The sequence below is a fragment of the Streptomyces sp. SID5464 genome, assembly GCF_009862985.1.
GTDB classification, from domain to species: Bacteria; Actinomycetota; Actinomycetes; order Streptomycetales; family Streptomycetaceae; genus Streptomyces; species Streptomyces chartreusis_D.
Window position 1 is genome coordinate 317,604 of sequence record NZ_WWIQ01000021.1, and the last position, 19,087, is coordinate 336,690.

At 68.9% G+C, this 19,087-nt stretch carries 19 protein-coding genes; 12 read left to right on the top strand and 7 right to left on the bottom strand.

Annotated features, from left to right (window positions below):
- Positions 1–284: 284 nt before the first annotated feature.
- Positions 285–956 (top strand): hypothetical protein, encoded by a 672-nt coding sequence (locus GTY47_RS15420; protein ID WP_010033675.1) that lies wholly within the window; start codon positions 285–287, stop codon positions 954–956.
- 77 nt (positions 957–1,033) lie between these two features.
- On the opposite strand, the gene GTY47_RS15425 is transcribed toward GTY47_RS15420, so the two are convergent.
- Positions 1,034–1,624 carry a PadR family transcriptional regulator gene (locus tag GTY47_RS15425; RefSeq protein ID WP_010033677.1) on the bottom strand — a complete coding sequence of 197 codons (591 nt, stop codon included), beginning with the start codon at positions 1,622–1,624 and terminating at the stop codon, positions 1,034–1,036.
- Between the two features lie 27 nt (positions 1,625–1,651).
- Entirely contained in the window at positions 1,652–2,530 is an 879-nt protein-coding gene (locus GTY47_RS15430) for a hypothetical protein (RefSeq protein ID WP_010033678.1), read from the bottom strand.
- Between the two features lie 287 nt (positions 2,531–2,817).
- Between GTY47_RS15430 and GTY47_RS15435 the strand changes: the two genes are divergently transcribed.
- Both GTY47_RS15435 and GTY47_RS41625 read left to right on the top strand, forming a co-directional pair.
- Positions 2,818–3,381 (top strand): snapalysin family zinc-dependent metalloprotease, encoded by a 564-nt coding sequence (locus GTY47_RS15435; protein WP_010033681.1) that lies wholly within the window; start codon positions 2,818–2,820, stop codon positions 3,379–3,381.
- A gap of 67 nt (positions 3,382–3,448) precedes the next feature.
- On the top strand, positions 3,449–3,577 hold the full coding sequence (locus GTY47_RS41625; protein ID WP_267880828.1) for an SCO3870 family protein: 129 nt from the start codon (positions 3,449–3,451) through the stop codon (positions 3,575–3,577).
- An 84-nt stretch (positions 3,578–3,661) separates the two neighbouring features.
- On the opposite strand, the gene GTY47_RS15440 is transcribed toward GTY47_RS41625, so the two are convergent.
- Together GTY47_RS15440 and GTY47_RS15445 are read right to left on the bottom strand one after the other, a co-directional pair.
- Positions 3,662–4,399: a transporter substrate-binding domain-containing protein gene (locus GTY47_RS15440; RefSeq protein WP_010033687.1), complete on the bottom strand. Its 738-nt coding sequence runs from the start codon at positions 4,397–4,399 to the stop codon at positions 3,662–3,664.
- 94 nt (positions 4,400–4,493) lie between these two features.
- Positions 4,494–5,723 carry a GNAT family N-acetyltransferase gene (locus GTY47_RS15445; protein WP_010033689.1) on the bottom strand — a complete coding sequence of 410 codons (1,230 nt, stop codon included), beginning with the start codon at positions 5,721–5,723 and terminating at the stop codon, positions 4,494–4,496.
- Between the two features lie 173 nt (positions 5,724–5,896).
- On the opposite strand from GTY47_RS15445, the gene GTY47_RS15450 reads away from it, so the two are divergent.
- From GTY47_RS15450 to GTY47_RS40245, 3 genes are all read left to right on the top strand, one after another.
- Positions 5,897–6,511 carry a dihydrofolate reductase family protein gene (locus GTY47_RS15450; protein WP_010033691.1) on the top strand — a complete coding sequence of 205 codons (615 nt, stop codon included), beginning with the start codon at positions 5,897–5,899 and terminating at the stop codon, positions 6,509–6,511.
- 212 nt (positions 6,512–6,723) lie between these two features.
- Positions 6,724–9,321 carry a rifamycin-inactivating phosphotransferase gene (gene rph / locus GTY47_RS15455; RefSeq protein WP_010033699.1) on the top strand — a complete coding sequence of 866 codons (2,598 nt, stop codon included), beginning with the start codon at positions 6,724–6,726 and terminating at the stop codon, positions 9,319–9,321.
- Complete coding sequence (locus tag GTY47_RS40245) at positions 9,318–9,623, top strand: DNA-binding protein (RefSeq protein WP_010033701.1); 306 nt, start codon at positions 9,318–9,320, stop codon at positions 9,621–9,623. The genes rph and GTY47_RS40245 overlap by 4 nt, the downstream gene beginning before the upstream one ends.
- 83 nt (positions 9,624–9,706) lie before the next feature.
- Here GTY47_RS40245 and GTY47_RS15465 read toward each other — a convergent pair whose 3' ends face one another.
- The 3 genes from GTY47_RS15465 to GTY47_RS15475 form a co-directional block, all read right to left on the bottom strand.
- Positions 9,707–11,179 (bottom strand): glycoside hydrolase family 32 protein, encoded by a 1,473-nt coding sequence (locus GTY47_RS15465; protein ID WP_010033706.1) that lies wholly within the window; start codon positions 11,177–11,179, stop codon positions 9,707–9,709.
- Complete coding sequence (locus tag GTY47_RS15470; RefSeq protein ID WP_010033709.1) at positions 11,172–12,551, bottom strand: glycoside hydrolase family 172 protein; 1,380 nt, start codon at positions 12,549–12,551, stop codon at positions 11,172–11,174. The genes GTY47_RS15465 and GTY47_RS15470 overlap by 8 nt, the downstream gene beginning before the upstream one ends.
- An 88-nt stretch (positions 12,552–12,639) precedes the next feature.
- The gene (locus GTY47_RS15475; protein WP_010033712.1) at positions 12,640–13,644 is read right to left on the bottom strand and encodes a LacI family DNA-binding transcriptional regulator; all 1,005 of its coding nucleotides are present in this window, start codon (positions 13,642–13,644) and stop codon (positions 12,640–12,642) included.
- A 447-nt stretch (positions 13,645–14,091) separates the two neighbouring features.
- Here GTY47_RS15475 and GTY47_RS15480 point away from each other — a divergent pair, with 447 nt between their 5' ends.
- The 6 genes from GTY47_RS15480 (at position 14,092) to GTY47_RS41855 (ending at position 19,051) form a co-directional block, all read left to right on the top strand.
- On the top strand, positions 14,092–15,432 hold the full coding sequence (locus tag GTY47_RS15480; protein WP_010033715.1) for an extracellular solute-binding protein: 1,341 nt from the start codon (positions 14,092–14,094) through the stop codon (positions 15,430–15,432).
- Between the two features lie 8 nt (positions 15,433–15,440).
- Positions 15,441–16,316 (top strand): sugar ABC transporter permease, encoded by an 876-nt coding sequence (locus GTY47_RS15485; protein WP_010033718.1) that lies wholly within the window; start codon positions 15,441–15,443, stop codon positions 16,314–16,316.
- On the top strand, positions 16,313–17,218 hold the full coding sequence (locus GTY47_RS15490; RefSeq protein ID WP_010033719.1) for a carbohydrate ABC transporter permease: 906 nt from the start codon (positions 16,313–16,315) through the stop codon (positions 17,216–17,218). The genes GTY47_RS15485 and GTY47_RS15490 overlap by 4 nt, the downstream gene beginning before the upstream one ends.
- A 42-nt stretch (positions 17,219–17,260) precedes the next feature.
- Positions 17,261–17,455 (top strand): hypothetical protein, encoded by a 195-nt coding sequence (locus GTY47_RS15495; protein WP_010033721.1) that lies wholly within the window; start codon positions 17,261–17,263, stop codon positions 17,453–17,455.
- A gap of 40 nt (positions 17,456–17,495) precedes the next feature.
- Positions 17,496–18,677: a NosD domain-containing protein gene (locus GTY47_RS40900; protein WP_010033722.1), complete on the top strand. Its 1,182-nt coding sequence runs from the start codon at positions 17,496–17,498 to the stop codon at positions 18,675–18,677.
- Between the two features lie 245 nt (positions 18,678–18,922).
- Positions 18,923–19,051, top strand: a complete 129-nt coding sequence (locus GTY47_RS41855; protein WP_267880831.1) for a hypothetical protein — start codon at positions 18,923–18,925, stop codon at positions 19,049–19,051.
- Positions 19,052–19,087 lie beyond the last annotated feature (36 nt).

Here is a 19,087-nt window from a genome sequence, read left to right on the forward strand (position 1 = left end):
ACACCTGGCGGGCACGCAACGCCCTCGACGGGGACTGCCGCCGACCAACCGGTTCGCGCCTTCACCTGCACCGGCGAGACGAGGTCCACTGCGTCCTTCAACTGCCTTGCTGACCCTGTCTATGACTGCTCATCATTTGTGAAATCAATTACAACTTTGCTTTTCCTTGGTGTAGATGGGCTGCGGTTTACGTGAGCCTCATGGGCACCAGGCGGTGACTGAACACCCTCGTAACAGGAGGGTGCGGTCGCCGTCCCCCCATGCAAGGACGAGAGGCACCAACAATGACGAAGAACCGCACCCGGCGGTACGGCAGCCGCACGCTGGTGTTGACGGCGACCGCGCTCGGAGTGATCGCGACGGCCGTCCCCGCAGCGGCCGAGGAACAGCCCACCGCGCAGCAGATCATGGCCGACTGCGCGTCCGGGGAAGGCAAGTGCACCTTCAACACCCCGCACATCGGCCGGGCTTACCTCGGCGAGCCCCGCCAGGTCTCCGAACTCCTCTACAACTGCACGGACTCGGCCGCCTCCCAGTCGATGTCCTGGGCCGACACCGTGGGCTCCTCCCACTCGGTGGGCGGCTCGGTCACCGTGGGCGGAGGCATCGAAGGCATCATCACGGCCAGCGTGACCGCGACGTACAACTACACGTGGCAGAGCTCGCACACCGAGACGAGCTCCTTCACCGTGAACGTGCGGCCCGGAGAGGTCGGCTGGATTTCCCGCGCCCAGGTGATGCAGCAGATATCCGGCACGTGGCAGACCCACTACGACGACCCCAAGTGGGGCCACTACTACTGGTTCGTCCCCGACGTGGTCACCGGCCCGGCCCCGAACGGCACGGACGGCAAGCACAGCGCGGTCGTGGTCAAGTCCCGCAAGATGACGCCCGAGGAAAAGAAGCTGTGCTCCACCGGATCCACCCAGGACAAGCTCTTCACCCGCAGCAGCTGATCCGGCCCAGCTCGCCCGGGCGGGAGAACCGCGGCTTCCTCCGCTACGAGATCGCCGATCGGGAACCCGGCCGCCCGTCACTCTGATCGGTCGGCGTGCAACCTTCGCCAGAACGCACCGAACTCGGGACCACCCTCTGTGACCAGGTGCCGGAAACGCCGAAGGAACCGCAGCTCCGCCTCGGTCTGGCCGAGGCGGTACTCGTGCTCGATGAGCCACAGCGGGTCGATGTCCGACTTCGCGAGACGGCCTCGCAGCTCCGCGACCTGTTCCTCCAGGGCCCCTCGGCGTTGGTCGAGCAGGTCGGTGACCTCGTCCGGCGGCAGCACCGCGATGAGGGCGAGCGCCGCCTCGAAGCGGGGGTACTCCTTGGCGGGGACGGCCACCAACTCCCGCATGCGGTCGCGGAGTTCCGTGGCGCCCGCATCAGTGAGGCGGTAGACGGTGCGCTCGGGGCGCTGCCCCTCGCGCGCCGTCTGATGCGCCTCGATGTACCCGTCGCGGCTGAGCTGGTCGACGACCATGTAGAGCGAGGCGTGCCGGTACTTGATGCTCTCCTGCACCTTGCGCTGCTTGAGGACCTTGCCCAGCTCGTAGGGGTGCATGGGACGTTCCACGAGGTATGCGAGCACGGCGAGGGCCAGCGGGTTACTGACGTGCCTGCCCATGCGTTGCCTCCTCGAACCGCCCTCAGCCTACGCCCGGACCGCGGTCGCTCGCCGCGTGGGGCGAGCGGCCTGCCGGCGGCCGCGTCGCGTCTTGCCGCCGGGCTTGTAGAGGGAGAGCAGCAGCGCGGCGATCAAGCTGAAGAGAGCGGTGGCGAAGCCCCACAGCACGACGTCCGCGTTCGCGCCGACCTGCGCGACGGTGCCGCCGGTACGCAGGAGCCGCTCCGACTGCTCGACGGCGGTCACCACGGCGTCGTGCAGGAAGCCGAACGCCATGACGAGGATGCCGACGGAGATCCCCAGCTTGACGGCCACCCAGCGGTACCTGATCAGGCCCCACTTGGTGGTGAGGCCGAGCGCGATGCCGGTGAGTGTGGTGGCGACGTTGGCCCACGGCAGCAGAGTCTGGTCGAACTCCTCCATGAGCTCGTACGTGACGTGCGCCGTGTGGAGATCCGTCGTGGTGAGGGCGACGACGGAGAGCGCGACGAAGACGACGCCGATCCCCACCCAGGCGGCCGAGCTCACGACGTGCGCGGCGACGAGCGCCTTGCGCGGCCTCTTGGGCAACTGCCCGGCGAGCAGGGAGAGTGCGGAGACGGCGAGCCAGGAGGCGAGGAGGAGCGCGGCGATGTCGCCGACAAGGAAGCCGTTGACGAGCGCCAGCAGCACCTGCAGCCAGCCGATCCCGAGCAGGACGGCCCGCGGGGTACGGGGGCGCACGGTGACCAGCACGGTGAGGATGCCGGTGACGAGGGCGATGGCGTACCAGAGGGGAGTGCGCCACTCAGGCAGGACGGGCGGAAAGAGCGGCGGCACCTGCGTCATGAGCAGGGCGAACGCGGCGTGGACGCACAGGAGATTGCGGGCGCTGGTCGGTATGGGAGCCGGGGAGTTGGCCGACATGGGCGGGTCCTCCGATCAAGGTGGATAGTCGATATCGACTAGTCGTCATCGACCATAACGACGCACGTGACCGACCACGAGACACACGCAGGCAACTCCGGGATGAGGCGGGGTAACCCCTAGGGGCTACCTGCGGACCGGCTGCTCTTGGGCACCGCGGTCGACGCCAGGTGCGGCGCATCGAGCCGGGAACACCTCGGGTTGACGGATTCACCTCCACTCCCGCCGGGCAGTGAGCCAGAGAATGTCATGAGCACGACTGCCCTTCCCCCACAAGGAGGTCGATCATGTACGTCCGTACGCTGGCCGGCGGCCTGGCCGCCGCCCTGGTGGTGTCCTTGTCCCTGACCGGTGGCCAGGCCGTGGCCGCTCCCCCCGGCGCGAAGGATGCGACCCTGGCCCCTCGTGTCCTCATCTACGACGCCGGTGGCTCCGCGGAGTTCAGGAGCGCGGTCGACCGGGGCGCGGCGATCTGGAACGAGAGCGTCGACGCCGTCGAGCTGCGGCCGGCCGCAGCCGGGCAACGCGCGAACATACGGGTCCTCGCGGACAACGGCTGGCCGCGCGCGCTGCCCACCACCCTGGGCAACGGAACCGTCTACATCGGGCGCCAGGCCGTCGACCAGGGCTACGACACCATCCGAATCTCCGCCCACGAACTCGGGCACATCCTGGGCCTGCCCGACCGCAAGCCCGGACCGTGCTCGAGCCTGATGTCCGGCTCCAGCGCGGGCACCGCGTGCACGAACCCGTATCCGAACGCGGCGGAGAAGACAGAGGTCGAGGAGAACTTCGGCGGCGGCCTCGTGGGGCGGGCCCCGGCGGCGCGTACCGAGGTGATCATGGACTGACCGGCACCCGGCCTCGGGCGTCGCGACGCTTGCAGGGTCGGTCCTGATCGGTCGTCTGGTCTTGCAGTTGCGCGCGGACGGTTACGCGCAGTACGTGGAGTCCGTGGCCGCTTTCAGCGCCCTGATGTATGTCACCGCGGCTCTGGTCGTGGTGACATGGGTCCGGGACGGTCGTCCGCACTCGAACTCGCACTGACGTTCTCGCGGACGAACGCGGGCGCCGGGCCGATGCCCTGGCGCCCGAGCCGCCGCCGCCCCCGGAGGTCCTGCATGGGGGTGCTCATCCGGCTGAATGATGTTCCGGCCGGGTCGGTGCCGCGAGGGTTTCGGACTGGCCCGCGCGGCGCAGTGACGCCGCGACGAAGCCGTCCGCCTTGAGCTCCTCGACCAGCTCCCGCAGGAACCGTATGGTCTCGGGCCGCCGGGTGGTGGTTGTGCCGACGGCTTGGCGGATCTCCATGAACTCCTTCTCGATCAGCCGCACTTCGGGGTGCGCTGCGGCGTAGGCGGTCATCGGCTGCCGGATGCCCGCGCCCGCCTCCAGGTGTTGCTCGGTGAAGGCGCCGATACCGTCGTTGCCGCGAACCAGGGTGGCGTGGCGCAGGGTTCGGGTGAGGTACAGGTCGTAGGCCGATCCGGCTTTCACGCCGATGCGGATGCCCGGCGCGTCGACGTCCTCGGGCGTGTTCAGGTCGGAGTCCTGGGGCACGGCGTACACGCCCTCGATGAGAACGTACGGGGCGGTGAAGGCGACCTCCGTCTCGCGGGCGGGCTCGATCGCGAGGAAGCAGACGTCGGCCCGCCCACCGGCCATCGCCTCGAACGAGGCGCGCGCGGCGTCGAAGCAGAGGAACTCCACGGGCACACCGAGCCGGGCCGCGATCTCCCGCGCGAGATCGACGGTGATGCCGCTGGGTGCTTGCGGCGTGCCTTGGGCAAGGACGGGATTGCCGAGGTTGATGGAGGCGCGCAGGACACCGGTGGGCGCGAGATCGGCGGCGAGAGACGGAAGGATCATGCCGCGAGTGTAGGTTCCTGGACCGGCATCCAGACCGGGTTCAGACGCAGATCCTGCCCGAGCCGAAACCCCGGGCTCGGGTCTGCGAGCGCGGTCAGAACCAGTGCAGGCAGTGCGGGGAGCGGTCGGCGCGGAAGAGGGCGTCAGCGAGAGTGGCCGCGCCCGGGCGGTGGGCCTGGACGTGTCCGGCACGTACGAGTGTGCTCGGGGCGGTGCCGCCGAGGTAGATGGAGCCCAGGTCGCTCGCGTCCAGGGACAGGTCGGGCTCCCGGTCCGTCGGGACGCAGTCGGCCTTTCCGTCCCGGACGGCCAGCAGGTAGCGGCCGTGTTCGCCGAGGAAGGAGTCCTCGACATCGAGGACGAGCTCGCCGTCCATGAACCAGCCCCGCGCAGTCAGAGCACGTGGGACGTCCAGCAGCCGCACCCAGAGCCAGTCCATGTCGCCGCTCACCTCGCCGGCGCGGAAGTCCGCCAACTGCCAGCGCAGCGGGTGATCGGGCGGGACGTGCTTCAACACGACCTTGGTGACCAGGTCATGGCCGAGGACGAACCGGGCCAGGGCCGTGAAAACGGCGTCGTCGGCGGCGATGGTCTCGTCGACCGTCAGGGTGCCGGACTCGATCGAGTAGCTGGCGTACCCGTCCGGGACGCCGTCGGCGCCCCGGTGGACGGCAACGTAACGCGGCGCCGGCGAGATCGGGGGCTGCCCCGCGCGCAAGGCCCACCAGCGGTGCGGCCGGGACAGCGCGCCGGGCTGGGCGCGGCGATACCGGTCGTAGACCTCTTCCAGAATCTCGCGGCACTCGGCGCTCCGCAGTACTTCGACCGAGCCGTTGTCGGAGCCGGCCGCTGGTGCCTGGGCCGTTCCGCGCGCTCGGGGAACGGCGAGGGCGGCCTGGCGACGCGGCACCGTCAGCCGCGCCGTGTAGGTCGCCGGTCCGTAGCCGAACCTGCCGTAGATCGGGGCCTCAGAGGCCAGCAGGACGGAGAGGAACTCTCCTCGGGCCCGCAGCTCGGAGAGCTGATGCCGCATCATCGCACTGAGCACGCCCTGGCGCCGGTGCGAGGGCAGGACGCCGACGGCGGTCACCCCGGCGGCCGGGACGAGGGTCTGACCGGGCAGGGTGAGCTCGAAGGAGTGCGCGGCGGCGGTGCCGACGGACCGCCCGTCCGCCGTCAGGGCGAGCAGGCAGCGGTCCATCTCGAGCGCCGACCACCAGAGCCCTCCGCCCTCGGTCGGGGTTTCCGGGAAGAGCCCGAACGCGGCATGCACTGTGTCGACGAAGACGTCGAGATCCTCATCAGTCGTGGGACGGATCTCCATGGCTGCCGCTGCCTCCTCGAAATACCGGCACCACGGCTCGTGGTGTCCGGCCACAGTGCAGCGTTCATCCCTGGCCAGGGCAAGTGAATTACCCGTACGCGTTCGTGGACCGCATCCGGCAGCGCCTCATGCGCAAGCGATGAGTTCGGGCGGCGGATCGGGTCCGCACTGGTATGACTCGAATCATCGCTGACATCTCGGTCTCTCTCGACGGCTTCGTCACCGGGCCCGACCCCGGCCCGGACAGCGGTCTGGGCACCGGCGGCGAGGCCCTGCACACCTGGGCGTTCTCCGACGATCCCGACGATCGCCGGGTCCTGCGCGAGGGGACCGCACGCTCGGGCGCCGTCGTCCTGGGCCGCCGGCTCTTCGACGTGGTGGACGGGCCGAACGGCTGGGACGACGACATCGGCTACGGCGCCGGCGAGGTCGGCAAGCCCGCGTTCGTCGTCGTGACGAGCACGCCGCCGGAGTCGGTGCGGCTCACCGGCCTCGACTGGACGTTCGTCACCACCGGTCTGCCCGACGCGGTCACCGCCGCGCGCGAGCGGGCCCAGGCCGCGTCGTCGGACAGCGGCAAGGAGCTCGACGTCGTCCTCATGGGCGGTGGCGCCACGATCGGCTCGGCACTCGACGCCGGTCTGGTCGATGTGCTGTCGCTGCACCTCGCGCCCGTCGTGCTGGGCGCCGGGACGCCACTGTTCACCGGCGGAGCGCCGCGCACGCTGGTGCAGCGGAGCGTGACCTCGACATCGACAGCGACGCACCTGACCTACGACGTCCTGTGACGACGGTGGTGCCGTGCTCTGCACCAGTCGGCGGACGGCAAAAAGACAAAGGCAAGGAGAGTGCTCTCCTTGCCACTCTCAACGTATAGCGCACTGGGGGGCTTGCGGCAAGACCCGGGTCGTCGCGCAGAATCCTCCGCCGGGGCCACAACCTGCGGAAAGCGGGGGGCGCACGACGTGCGCCCGATCACGGGGGCCACAGAGGGAGCGCAATGACTGAGCAGTACGTGGTGGACCTTCAGGAGATCGACGAGGTTCAGGTCGCGGTCGTCGGCGGCAAGGGCGCACACCTGGGCGAGCTGTCGCGGATCGAAGGCATCCGCGTGCCGGGTGGCTTCTGTGTGACGACGGACGCCTTCCGGCGGATCATGGCGGAAGCACCCGCGATCGACGACCGGCTCGACCGACTGTCGCGCTTGAACCCCGATGACCGGGAGGAGATCCGCGCGCTCAGCGCGCAGATCCGCCGGGCCATCGAAGGGATTGCCGTCCCGGGCGATCTCGCGGCGGCGATCACCCGCGAGCTCACCCGGCTCGGTGAGCGAGCCCCCTACGCCGTCCGGTCCAGCGCGACGGCAGAGGACCTGCCGACGGCCTCCTTCGCCGGCCAGCAGGACACGTACCTGAACGTGGTGGGGCCGACCGCTATCCTCCAGCACGTCAGCCGGTGCTGGGCCTCGCTGTTCACCGAGCGGGCCGTGACCTACCGTCAGCGGAACGGCATCGACCACCGTACGGTCCACATGGCCGTGGTCGTGCAGCAGATGGTCTTCCCGCACGCGGCCGGCATCCTGTTCACGGCCGACCCCGTCACGGGCAACCGGAAGGTCGCCACCGTGGACGCAGGCTTCGGCCTCGGCGAAGCCCTGGTCTCCGGCCTGGTGAACCCGGACGTCTTCACGGTGCGGGACGGTGAAGTGGTCGCCAAGGCGATCGCCGCCAAACAGCGGGCCGTTCACGCGCTCCCGGGCGGCGGTACGCAGGAAGTGGTGATCGACGCGCAGCGGCAGCGGGAGCCCGCGCTGACGGATGCGCAGGTCCTGCGGCTCGTGCAGCTCGGGCGGCGGATCGAAGCGCACCTCGGCCGCCCGCAGGACATCGAATGGTGCCTGGTCGATGATGACTTCCAGATCGTTCAGAGCCGGCCGATCACGACGCTGTTCCCCATCCCGGAGACCGATGACCAGGAGAACCACGTCTACATCTCCGTCGGTCATCAGCAGATGATGACCGATCCCATGAGGCCCCTGGGACTCTCCATGTGGCAACTGACCGCCATGGCACCGATGCACGAGGCCGGCGGGAGGCTGTTCGTCGACGCCACCCGGCGCCTGGCCTCGCCCGCGAGCCGCGCCGCCCTCCTGGACGTCATCGGAAGGGGCGATCCGCTGGTCAGGGACGCGCTGGAGACCGTCCTCGACCGCGATGATTTCGTCCCCTCGCTCCCGGACGCGGGTCCCGGCGGGCCACCGGTCGGCAGCCAGTCCGCCCCGATCGAGACCGATCCGGCCATCGTCACCGAACTGATCGAGCGCAGCGAGGCGTCCATCGCCGCCCTGGAGCGCGACATCCGGACGAAGACCGGACCGGCGCTGTTCGACTTCCTGCTGGAGGCCTTCGAGGAGCACAAGCGAGCCCTCGGTGATCCGCTGAGCATGCAGGTGATCATGGCGGGGATGGAGGCCACCTGGTGGCTCAACGACAAGCTGCAGGAGTGGCTGGGGGAGAAGAACGCGGCTGACACGCTCACGCTGTCCGCCCCCGACAACATCACCTCGGAGATGGGACTGGCGCTGCTCGACGTCGCGGACGTGATCCGCCCGCATCGGGAGGTGGTGGCGTTCCTGCAGGGCGTCGAAGACGAGAACTTCCTGGACGAGCTGGCGAAACTCCCGGGCGGGACCGAAGCACGCGACGCGATCGAGTCCTACCTCGACCGGTACGGAATGCGCTGCGTCGGCGAGATCGACATCACGAGGCCACGCTGGCGCGAGCGCCCCACCACGCTGGTGCCGGTGATCCTCGACAACGTCAGGAACTTCGAGCCGGGAGCCGCCGAGCGGCGCTTCGAGCAAGGGCGGCAGAAGGCGCAGAAGAAGGAACAGGACGTGCTGTCACGCTTGCGGGCCCTGCCGGACGGGGACCGGAAGGCCGACGAGGCCAAGCGGATGATCGACCGGGTCAGAACCTTCATCGGGTACCGGGAATACCCGAAGTACGGCATCGTCAGCCGCTACTTCGTCTACAAGCGGGCCTTGCTGGCGGAGGCCGAGCGCCTCGTGCGGTCCGACGTGCTCCCTGAGAAGGAGGACGTCTTCTACCTCACGTTCCAGGAACTCCACGACGTCGTGCGCTCGCACCAGGTGGATCACCAGCTCATCCAGCAGCGCAAGGACGCGTTCCGGTCGTACCAGGCGCTCACACCGCCCCGGGTCCTCACATCGGAGGGTGAGGCCGTCACCGGGGCGTACCGGCGCGACGACGTGCCGGCCGGCGCCCTGATCGGCCTACCGGTCTCCGCCGGGACCATCGAGGGAAGGGCCCGCGTCATCCTCGACCTGGCCGAGGCCGACCTCGAAGCGGGCGACATCCTGGTCACGACCTTCACGGATCCCAGCTGGTCACCCCTGTTCGTCGGGATCACGGGCCTGGTGACCGAGGTGGGCGGCCTGATGACCCATGGCGCGGTCATCGCCCGGGAGTACGGCTTGCCGGCCGTCGTGGGCGTGGAGCGGGCCACCCGGCTGATCCGGGACGGGCAGCGGATCCGTGTGCACGGAACTGACGGGTACGTCGAGATCCTGCATTGACCGCGCAGAACGCTTCGGCGGCCAACGAGACGGTCGACGCACATGCGCCGCTCACCACGATCAGCACACGCCCGAGGCGGCGTTCAGCGGTCCGTACGGATGCACCGGAAGCCCGGACCGAACCCGCCCTCACGCCCCTCGGGATCAGCCTCCTCGACATCGTCGGTTCCCCGATCGACTGGGCTTCGGCCCATCATGACGAGATCCGTGAGCGCCGCACTCGCTTCGGCCGAGCGACAAACGGAGCCGACGCCGACGAGCGCGACAAGCTCCCGCTCGGGTGCGGCGACGCACGCGGGTGATGAAGGACGTCATCGACGCCGGGGGACACACCGGGATGCCCCGCCGCAGGTCACTGTGTCCCGGCGTGGCATCCGCGCCGGTGTCAGGAGTCGGCGTCTCGGCCGACTCCTTGTCCGGGTGGTGTCAGGTCCCATGCCCCGACCGTGTACGCGGCGGAGCCGACACCCGTGGCACCCATCTGCACGCGCCAGGGCCCGTCGCCGACGGGATACGACCGCAGGGTCAATGTCCGCCCGGCCGCGGTGAAGATCTCCGCGACCGAGTGATCCAGCAGGATCCGCAGGGTCATGTCGGGGCCCTCGGCGGGAAAGCGCCAACTTCCGCCCTTCGCACGGGAGTCGAGGGAAGCGTGGGCGCGGTCGACGACCAGTTCACCGCTGACCAGGTGGTGGACGATGTCGAGGTACTCGGTGCCGTCCCGCGAGGTGAGCAGCCGCAGGCGGCCACCGCGCTCCAGAGTCACGGTCAGATCCGTGGCCCGTGAAACCTCGCCGAGGTCCACCGGCTGCTCTGCGCTCGCCCTGCCCGCTGCGGCGATCCGCCGTTCGCCGCGCAGCGAGAGCAGTTCGCGGGCCGGCCGCTGGACCAGTTCGCCGTCCGGGCCGGGCGTGAGCTCCCGAGGCAGGGAGAGCATGCCCGCCCAGCCGGCCTCGTCGGTCCAGACGCTGGGGGCACCGACGCGTTCCTCGTCCCGGGCCTCCCAGATCCACGCCCACATCAGCCAGCGTCCGTCGGGCGCGTGCAGCAGGGCGGGGGCATAGAAGTCGGGGCCGTGATCGAGGAGTTGGGGCGTCGCCGCGGCTTGGAACTCGCCGTGCTGTTCGCGGCCCGTCCAGTAGATCGCGCAGCTCGCCCCCTCCTGCGGGTCCCAGGCGCTGGCGAGGACCGCGCCGGTGCCGTCGGGGAAGGCCGCGTACTGGGCGCACTCCCAGCCCTCCTCCGTGTTCCGGCCATCCCGCAAGGGGTGCGGCGGACGGGCCAGGAAGATGCCCTCGTACGACCAGTCATCGAGGTCGGCGGAGGCGTACTGCAGGGCGGCGGCGCGTCCGTCCGCGAGGGCCGCGCCGACGAGCATGCGCCAGCTGTCGCCGTCCCGCCACACGTACGGGTCGCGGAACATCGTGGTGCCGTCGGCCGCCTCCGGGATCAGGAGGCTCCCGCGCTTGGTGAAGGTCGTACCGCCGTCGTACGACGTCGCCGAGGTGATCGGCTGATGCCGGCGGTCGTCCCGCTTGGCGGAGTAGAAGGCGGTGAGGCGGCCGTCGTGGGAGACGGCGTTGCCCGACCAGACCCCGCCCTCGTCGTCGCCGCCCGGGGTGGGGGCCAGCGCCACCGGCAGCAGCTCCCAGTGGATCAGGTCGGGGCTGCGGAAGTGGCCCCAGTGCATGTCCGCATGGCGGGCGCTGTGCGGGTTGTGCTGGAAGTAGACGTGGTAGTGGCCGTCGTGGAAGACCAGGCCATTGGGGTCGTTGATCCAGTGTGCCGGCGGACGGAGGTGGACCGCCGGGAAGTGCGTGTCGAGCGCCACCGTCGCCCGGGTCTCGGTTTCAGTCATTGCCGCGCTCGTCGTAACGGCGGCGCACGGCCGCGGCCTGCTTGATGTTCGCCTCGGACTCCTGGAGCGAACGCTCGCCCCGCTGCCGGGTGCGCTCGGCGAGGTGCTCCATGTGGCGCTCGAAGCGGGCCCGGTACCGCTCGCGCATCACGGCGATCTCCTCGGCGACCGCGCCGGACCGCGCGGCGGGCACCGGCATCGGCTGCCCGGCGGGGCGCACCGGCAGGCGCTGCTCCAGCGGCGGGATCGTCGCCTTCGGAGACGGCAGCGTCTGGTACCAGTACGCCGTCGAGGCCCAGTCGTCGGCGAGGTGGTTGCCGTGGCCGTGCTCGATGGAGACCTTGACGCGCTCCTCGAAGCGGACCGGATCGGCCACGTGGAAGCGGTAGTTGACCGAATAGCCGGGCACGTCGGCCTCGTGCAGGATCGCGCCGTGGTACAGGTAGGCGTTCTTCTGCATCCCCCAGGCGTGGTTGAAGTAGTCCTCGGTGCCGGTGCCGTGCAGCGAGGGCGGCCAGCTGGTGGAGCCGTCGGGCAGGAAGTCGTCGTCGATCCAGATCATGTCGTTGCCCTCGCCCCACCAACTGCCCTGCCGGTGATGGACGGAGAGGTTGCAGCCGACGTAGTGACCCCTGCCCTCCGTGTCGAGGACGACGTAGTTGTCCTCACCGGTGACGTCGACGATGTTGACCTCGGGGCTGTTGGTCTGGATGTCGGGCGCCCAGCCGTTGCAGGGGTTGCTGCGGTTCCAGCGGGCGTGGAAGTAGAGGGTGTCCTCGGGCAGGTCCTGCGGGAACAGCTCGTAGTCGATGTAGAAGTACTGCTGGATCGGCAGGTCGTTCTCATTGACCAGCTCGATGCGGGCCCGTTTGTTGAACGGCATCGGCGCCCAGCAGTTCAGCGCCGCGCTGCCGCCGAAGATCAGCGATTCCTCGGGTTTGGCGGAGACGGTGAACAGGGCCGACTGGTAGCTGTTGGGCATGCAGTGGCCGATGCCGAAGAAGTCGCCGAGCGGGACGAGGACGGCGGGCTCCTCCTCGTCGTCCCAGGTGATCCGGATGAGGACCTTGCGGTAGTAGTCCGGGTCCGGCTCCTCCCAGTTGACGCCGAGCGCGTTGTGGATCTCCATCACCGGGGCGACGGTGTCGGCTTCGAGGGGGTCGATCAGGCCGGGGCCGAGGGTGCGGCGGCAGAACTGGGTCATCCAGATGTGCGTGATCCGGCCCGGCCCCTCGAGGTCGGCCAGGACACGGCTGGAGTGCGCGGGGGTCGTCCAGTAGTCCTGGTTGCGGCCCCGCTGGTCCCAGCTGGAGACGCGGGCGGTGCGGGCCCGGGTGGGTCGGGTGAGGTGTTCGAGAGCGTGCGAGGGCATGGGAAACTGACCCCTTCAGTGATGGTTCGCTGAACTCGGGCGGCGGGAGACTGGACCTCTCCCGCCGCCCCCTTGCCGTAGTGGTGGCTCAGGCCGGGCAGCCGCAGGACTCCCGGTAGGTGATCTCCGGCTCCAGACGAATGGTGCGCGGGCGGGCGGTGAGGCTGCCGTCGATGCGGCTGAGCAGCAGCTCCATCGCCGTGGCCCCGATCTCGTGAGCCGGCTGCACGACCGCGGTGATGCCGGGACGGAACAGATCGGTGTGCGGGAAGCCGTCGAACGTGGCGAAGGCGAAGTCCTCGGGCGGGGCCAGCCCCAGCCCCTTGGCCGCCGCCAGCACGCCCACCGCGGTCTCGGTACTGGCGGCCACCACCGCCGACGGACGCTGCTGCCGTAGCACCCCCGTCATGCGTTCGCCGGTGTCGTCCGCCCGGCCACTGCCGGTGACGATCAGCGTGTCGTCGACGTCGATCCCGGCCTCGTCGAGGGCTTCGAGGTAGCCGCGCCGCCGCTCCGCGATGGTGGACACCGCGGTGTCGCCGGCCGCCAGCGCGATCCGCCGGTGGCCGTGCCGTTCCACCAGGTGCAGCACCAGCTCCCGCATGGGCGCGGTGTTCTCCACACCCACCTGGTCGGCCTTGACACCGCCCAGACGGTCGATCAGGACGACCGGTGTGCCCTGGTCGAGCACGGCGGTGACCGCATCCAGGTGGGACCGGGCGACCGGAGCGATGAGGAGACCGTCGACCCGGCGCTCGGCGAGGACCTCCAGCGCCCGTGCCTCCAGCTCCGCGTCCTCTCCCGAGTTGGCCAGGAGCACGGTCAGACCGGCGCTCATGGCCTCCCGTTCGACACCGCGGGCCATCGCCGCGAAGGCCGGTTCGGACACGTCCGTCAGGACCAGGCCGATGGAGTCGGTGCGGGAGCGGCGCAACGCCCGGGCGAGGCTGTCTCGCCGGTAGCCCGTGGCCCTGACCGCCTCCTCGACCCGGGTGCGGGTCTCCTCGCGGACCGGCCGCGTGCCGTTGATGACGTGCGACACGGTGGACGTGGAGACGCCGGCCATCCGTGCAACGTCGGAGATCGTGGCCACTGCCGCTCGCCGCCTCCTCGTGTCGTCGGACCCGGTCCGTGAACGGGTCCGTACCTGCATAACGTCATACGGCCCGCCGGTCCACGTGGTGGGCCGGTTCGCCGTCCGCTCGTTTCGCTCACCGGGAGCCTCATCGGGAGCCAATCGAAACGATTGCGCAGACCTTCGCACGTCGCCACGCAGACCGTCAATGCCTGTGGCCAGCACGCAAGGACAGACTCGGGAAACTTCTCCGTCACGCGGTATTGACACCTCGAAACCAGCGAGGCACCTTTCATCGAAACGTTTGCGTCACGAGCGCAGAGCCGCCCCTATGGCGAGCTTTCGAGCACACCGGACATCCCTCCCGGAACCGACGGCCTGCGTCACGACCGAACATCCCCCGGAGCCCTCTCACCCCCACGCCGGTTCCGCCTCCTCACCCAGTTCCCGGAAGGCAGCAGCACGATGGCGACCTCTCCCCAGCTCGCGCCCCAGACGTCGAGACGGCACTCCGGCATCTCGCGCCGACTCCTGCTCACCGCCACAGCGAGCGCCCTGTTCGTCACGGCCACGGCCTGCGGCTCCGCGGTGAACACGGCGGACGGATCGTCGCCGGACGGTCTGATCACGCTGTCCATGCACAACCCGGACAGCAAGACCCAGGACCCGGCGACCTGGCAGATGGTGCAGGAGTTCAACGAGAAGCACCCCGACATGAAGATCAAGCTGGAGGGCCAGCCGGTCGACCAGCACGAGCAGCGGATGACCATCGCCGCGCAGTCCGGCACGCTGCCGGAGATCTTCTGGGTCTACGACTCTCTCGCCAAGACCATGGTCAAGAGTGACCACCTGCTGGACCTGTCCCCGATCCTCGCCGAGAACGACCTCAGGTCGAAGTTCGCCCCGAGCATGCTCGCCGGCTTCCAGCAGGACGGCGTCCAGTACGGCCTGCCGTACCAGGCGCTGGTCACGGGCTTCTATTACAACAAGGCCATCCTGGACGAACACGAGATCGCCGTGCCGGAGACCTTCGAGGACCTGCTCGCCGCGGTGAAGAGGCTCAAGGCGGCAGGTGTCGTGCCGATCGCGCAGGGCGCGAACAACTCCTCGTTCAGCGTCTGGGCCTTCCTGACCATGCTCGACCGCTTCGGCTACGAGGCGAAGTACCGGGACATCCTGTCGGGCAGGGCGAGCTACGACAACGCCGACTTCCTGCGCCTGTACCGGCACGTGGAGGAGCTGGCGAAGGCCGGTGCCTTCCCCTCCAACATGAACACGCAGACCTACGCCCAGGCCGTCGCCTCGTACACGGACGGCAAGGCGGCCTTCCTGGACGCCGGTGTCTGGGAAGCGGCGAAGATCCAGAAGAGCACCGTGGGCAAGGACACCGGCTTCTGGGCCGGGCCGACCTTCGCCGACGGCGTCGGCGAGCAGAAGCTCGTGATGAACGTCCCGTCGGCGCCGTTCGTCGTCAGCGCCAAAGTCAAGGACGACACGAAGAAGTACGCCGCGGTGAAGGCGTTCATCCAGTTCTACTACAGCGACGCGGGCCAGAAGATCCTCGTCGACAACGCCCAGCCGCCGGTCACCACGTACAAGCCGCGCGTGGACACAGCCAGGAACTCGGTGTTCGCCGCCGTGCTGGCCGAAGCCTCCAAGGCCGGCTGGAAGAGCCCCCAGGCGCAGCCCGACCTGGTCGTCTCCGCGGCCACCGCGAGCGCCATGTACGACAGCTTCTACGGCGTGATGGGCGGCAGCCTCAGCCCCGAAGAGGCCGTGAAGGACGTCCAGAAGACCATCAGGTAGGCATCCCCATGAACTGGCTCACCACACGCCGGAGCTTCGCCCTGATGCTCGCGCCGGCGCTGATCATCTACAGCCTGTACATGATCTATCCGATCCTGTACGCGCTCTACTACAGCTTCACCGACTTCGACGGCGTCTCCGCCAACGGCTTCGCAGGGCTCGACAACTACCGGCAGATGGGCCAGGACGACGCGTTCTGGACGTCGATGCGGAACACCGGGATCATCCTCGGCATCGCCCTGTTCCTGCTGATCCCCCTCGGTTTCCTCCTCGCGATCCTGCTCAGCGGCCGGGTGAAGGGCAGCGGCGCACTAAGGGCGCTCGTCTTCGCCCCGGCGATCATCGCGCCGATCCTCGTCGGCCTGATCTGGATCTTCATCCTGGACCCGAAGATCGGCCTGGTGAACGCCTTCCTGCTGGCGATCGGCGTACCCGCGCATCCGCAGTGGATCGGCGGTCCCACACTCAGCCCGTACTCGATCGGGCTCGTCTACCTCTGGCAGCAGATCGGCTTCGTCCTGACCATCTTCTACGCCGGCCTGCGCATGCTGCCGCGCGACGTGATGGAGGCCAGCAGCCTCGACGGCGCCGGCCGCTGGCAGCAGCTGCGGCACATTCAGATCCCGATGATGCGCGAGACGTTCGGCATCGTCACGGCACTCGTCGTCACCGGCGTCTTCAAGGTCTTCGAGCTCGTCTACGCCCTCACCGGCGGCGGCCCCGTCCACCTCTCCGAGGTCATGGTCAGCTACATGTACCACATCACGTTCACCACCCAGCAGTACGGCTACGGCATGGCCCTGGCGGTGGTGGTGTTCGTGGTCGGCGCGCTCGCCTCCGGGGCAACGTTCCTCGGCAACCGCCGTAAGGGGGACGTCCGTTGAGCACCGACACGCAGGTCGAGAGGTCGCTCGCGTCCTCGGCCGCCCCCACCGATACCCAGCCCAGGCCGCGGCGCCGCAGCCGTGGCCGGATCATCGTCTCGGCGGCCGCCTACCTGATCACCTTCGTGATCCTGTTCCCGCTGCTGTGGATCATGCTGCTGTCGTTCCAGACCAACGACAACATCCTCAACCACCCGTTCAGGCTGACCGACCTCACCCTGGCCAACTACCAGCAGGCCCTGGAGACCCTCAACCTGCTGGTGATGTACAAGAACACGCTGATCCTGGCCGTCGTCTCGGTCACCGTCGGGCTGGTCATCTCCTACATGGCCGCGTTCGCGCTCACCCGCATGGTCTTCCGCAGCGGCAGGCGCCGCACACAGCACACCCTGCGCTTCTACTTCCTGGCCGGCCTCGCCGTCCCGGTCTACATCCTGCTCTTCCCGGTGTACCGGCTCGACATCACCTTCGGCCTGTTCGGCACCTACTTCGCGCTGATCCTGCCGTACATCGCCGTCACGATCCCCTTCAACATCCTGCTGCTGACCGGCTTCCTGCGGGACTTCCCCGAAGAGATCGAACAGGCAGCGGTGATGGACGGGGTCGGGCTGTGGCGGATGGCCTGGAAGGTCGTCTTCCCCCTCATGCGGCCGGTCGTCGCCACCCTGGCCATCCTGAACGTCATCTACGTCTGGAACGAGTTCCCCTTCGCGGTCACCCTCATCAACGACCCGAACATGACCACCGTGTCCCTCGGCGTCTCCCAGTTCCAGGGCGTCTACAGCGTCAACTACGGCGCCATGATGGCGTCCGCCACCCTCGTCCTGCTGCCGCAGCTGGCGATCTACGCGGCCTTCCAGAAGCAGGTCATCGCGGGCATGACCGCGGGCGCCGTCCGCTGACCCTGCCCGCTCGCCCAACTCCCGAGTTCGCGAGGAGTCGTCATGCACCCTGACCAACCACCCGCCCCGTCCCGCCGCACCCTCCTCCGGGGCGCCGCGGCGACGGCCCTGACCGCCGTGGCGTTCCTGTCGGCCGCACCACCCCAGCCGGCCGCCGCGGCCGTCCCGGAAAAGCCCGAGCCCGGCAAGCACGACACCAAGGGACATCCCTACGCCAAGATCGTCGGCCTCCTCTGACCGCCCTGCAAAGCGGACACCTTCGACCGGAAGGACACCCGTGGTCACCACCGTCTACGACGTCACCACCTTCAACGGCAGCGTCTCCCCGTACACCGACATCGGCAAGGTGATCAACGAAATCATCGCCGACATCAAGTCGAACCAGACCACCCAGGACACCAGACCGGGCGCCGTCATCTACATCCCGCCGGGCCACTACGACCTGCTCACCCGTGTCGTCATCGACATCAGCTTCCTGACGATCAAAGGCTCCGGGCACGGCTTCCTGTCCCGGGCCATCCACGACGACACCTCCGACACCAGCAACTGGTTCGAGGTGCAGCCCGGCTCCAGCCACATCCGGGTCAAGCACACCGACGGCACCGACGAGGCGTTCCTGGTCCGGCGTTCCGGGGCACCCGCCGAGGTCGGCCGGCTCAACGGCATCGTCTTCCAGGACTTCTGTATCGACGGCGTGGCGTCCACCAAGCCGTACGTGGAGGGCAACCACAAGATCGGCATTTCGGTGCAGTCGGACAACGACTCGTTCCGCTTCGAGGGGATGGGCTTCGTCTACCTCACCCAGGCCATGGTGGTGAAGGGCGCGGACGCGTGCAGCTTCACCAACAACTTCGTCGCCGAGTGCGGCACTTCGATATCGCTCCCCGGTGCCTCACAGGTCGCGAAGATCACCAACAACTACCTGATCAGCGCCTGGGCGGGCTACTCGGTCTTCGCGGAGAACGCCGAGGGCATCCTCATCTCCGGCAACACCATCCTGTGGGCCTGCAACATCACCCTCATCAACTCCAACCGCTGCACCGTCTCCGCGAACAAGCTGCTGAGCAACTTCCCCAGCATGATCGCCCTGACGAACGGGAGCTCGGAGAACCTGATCTCCGGCAACCACTTCCGCCGGGTGTACGGCGACGGCACCAGCACGCGCTTCGACGACCTCTTCGGCCTGGTCCACATCAACGGTGACGACAACTCCGTCACCGCCAACCAGTTCTCGTTCTCCGTCCCGGCCGCCGGCATCTCCCCGGCCGGAGCCGACCCGACTCTCATCCTCGTCGCGGGCGGCGCCCGGAACTACCTGGCCACCAACAAGATCAAGGCCAACCTCGGCGTCAAGGTCGTCCTCGACTCCTCCTCCACCGACACGAAGATCCTCTACAGCGCCGCGGAGTCCCAGCTCCGCGCGCACACCAACGACTACAAGCTCGTGGCAACCCCCTGACCAGATCACCGAGGCGGGCACGGACGACACGACAAGACTCGCCGCGCCCGCCCCGGCCATGTGCCACGCTCAGAAACCCGGCCGTGCTCCCGCTCCAGGCGGCGTCGCACGCCGGCCTGCGCGGGAACGGTCTTGAGTGGTCAGCGGTCACATTCGAACATGGCAGGCGCCGAGAAACCGTTGCGACGGTCCGATGAGCGGGACAGGGCCTTCGGCCGCGGCGCGGGCCGAGAACACGGTCAGCGGTGCTCGAAGCCGGTCTGCGCGGCGGGGGCGAGGGTGGGTTCGGTGACGGGGACGGCGCCGAGGCCCTGATCGACTGCGGCCGGCAGGTCGTCGGACAACTCGCCCCGGAGGCGGCAGCGTTGGCGTAAACCTGCTCGGGCCGGGAAGCCCCCGTGATCGCTGAG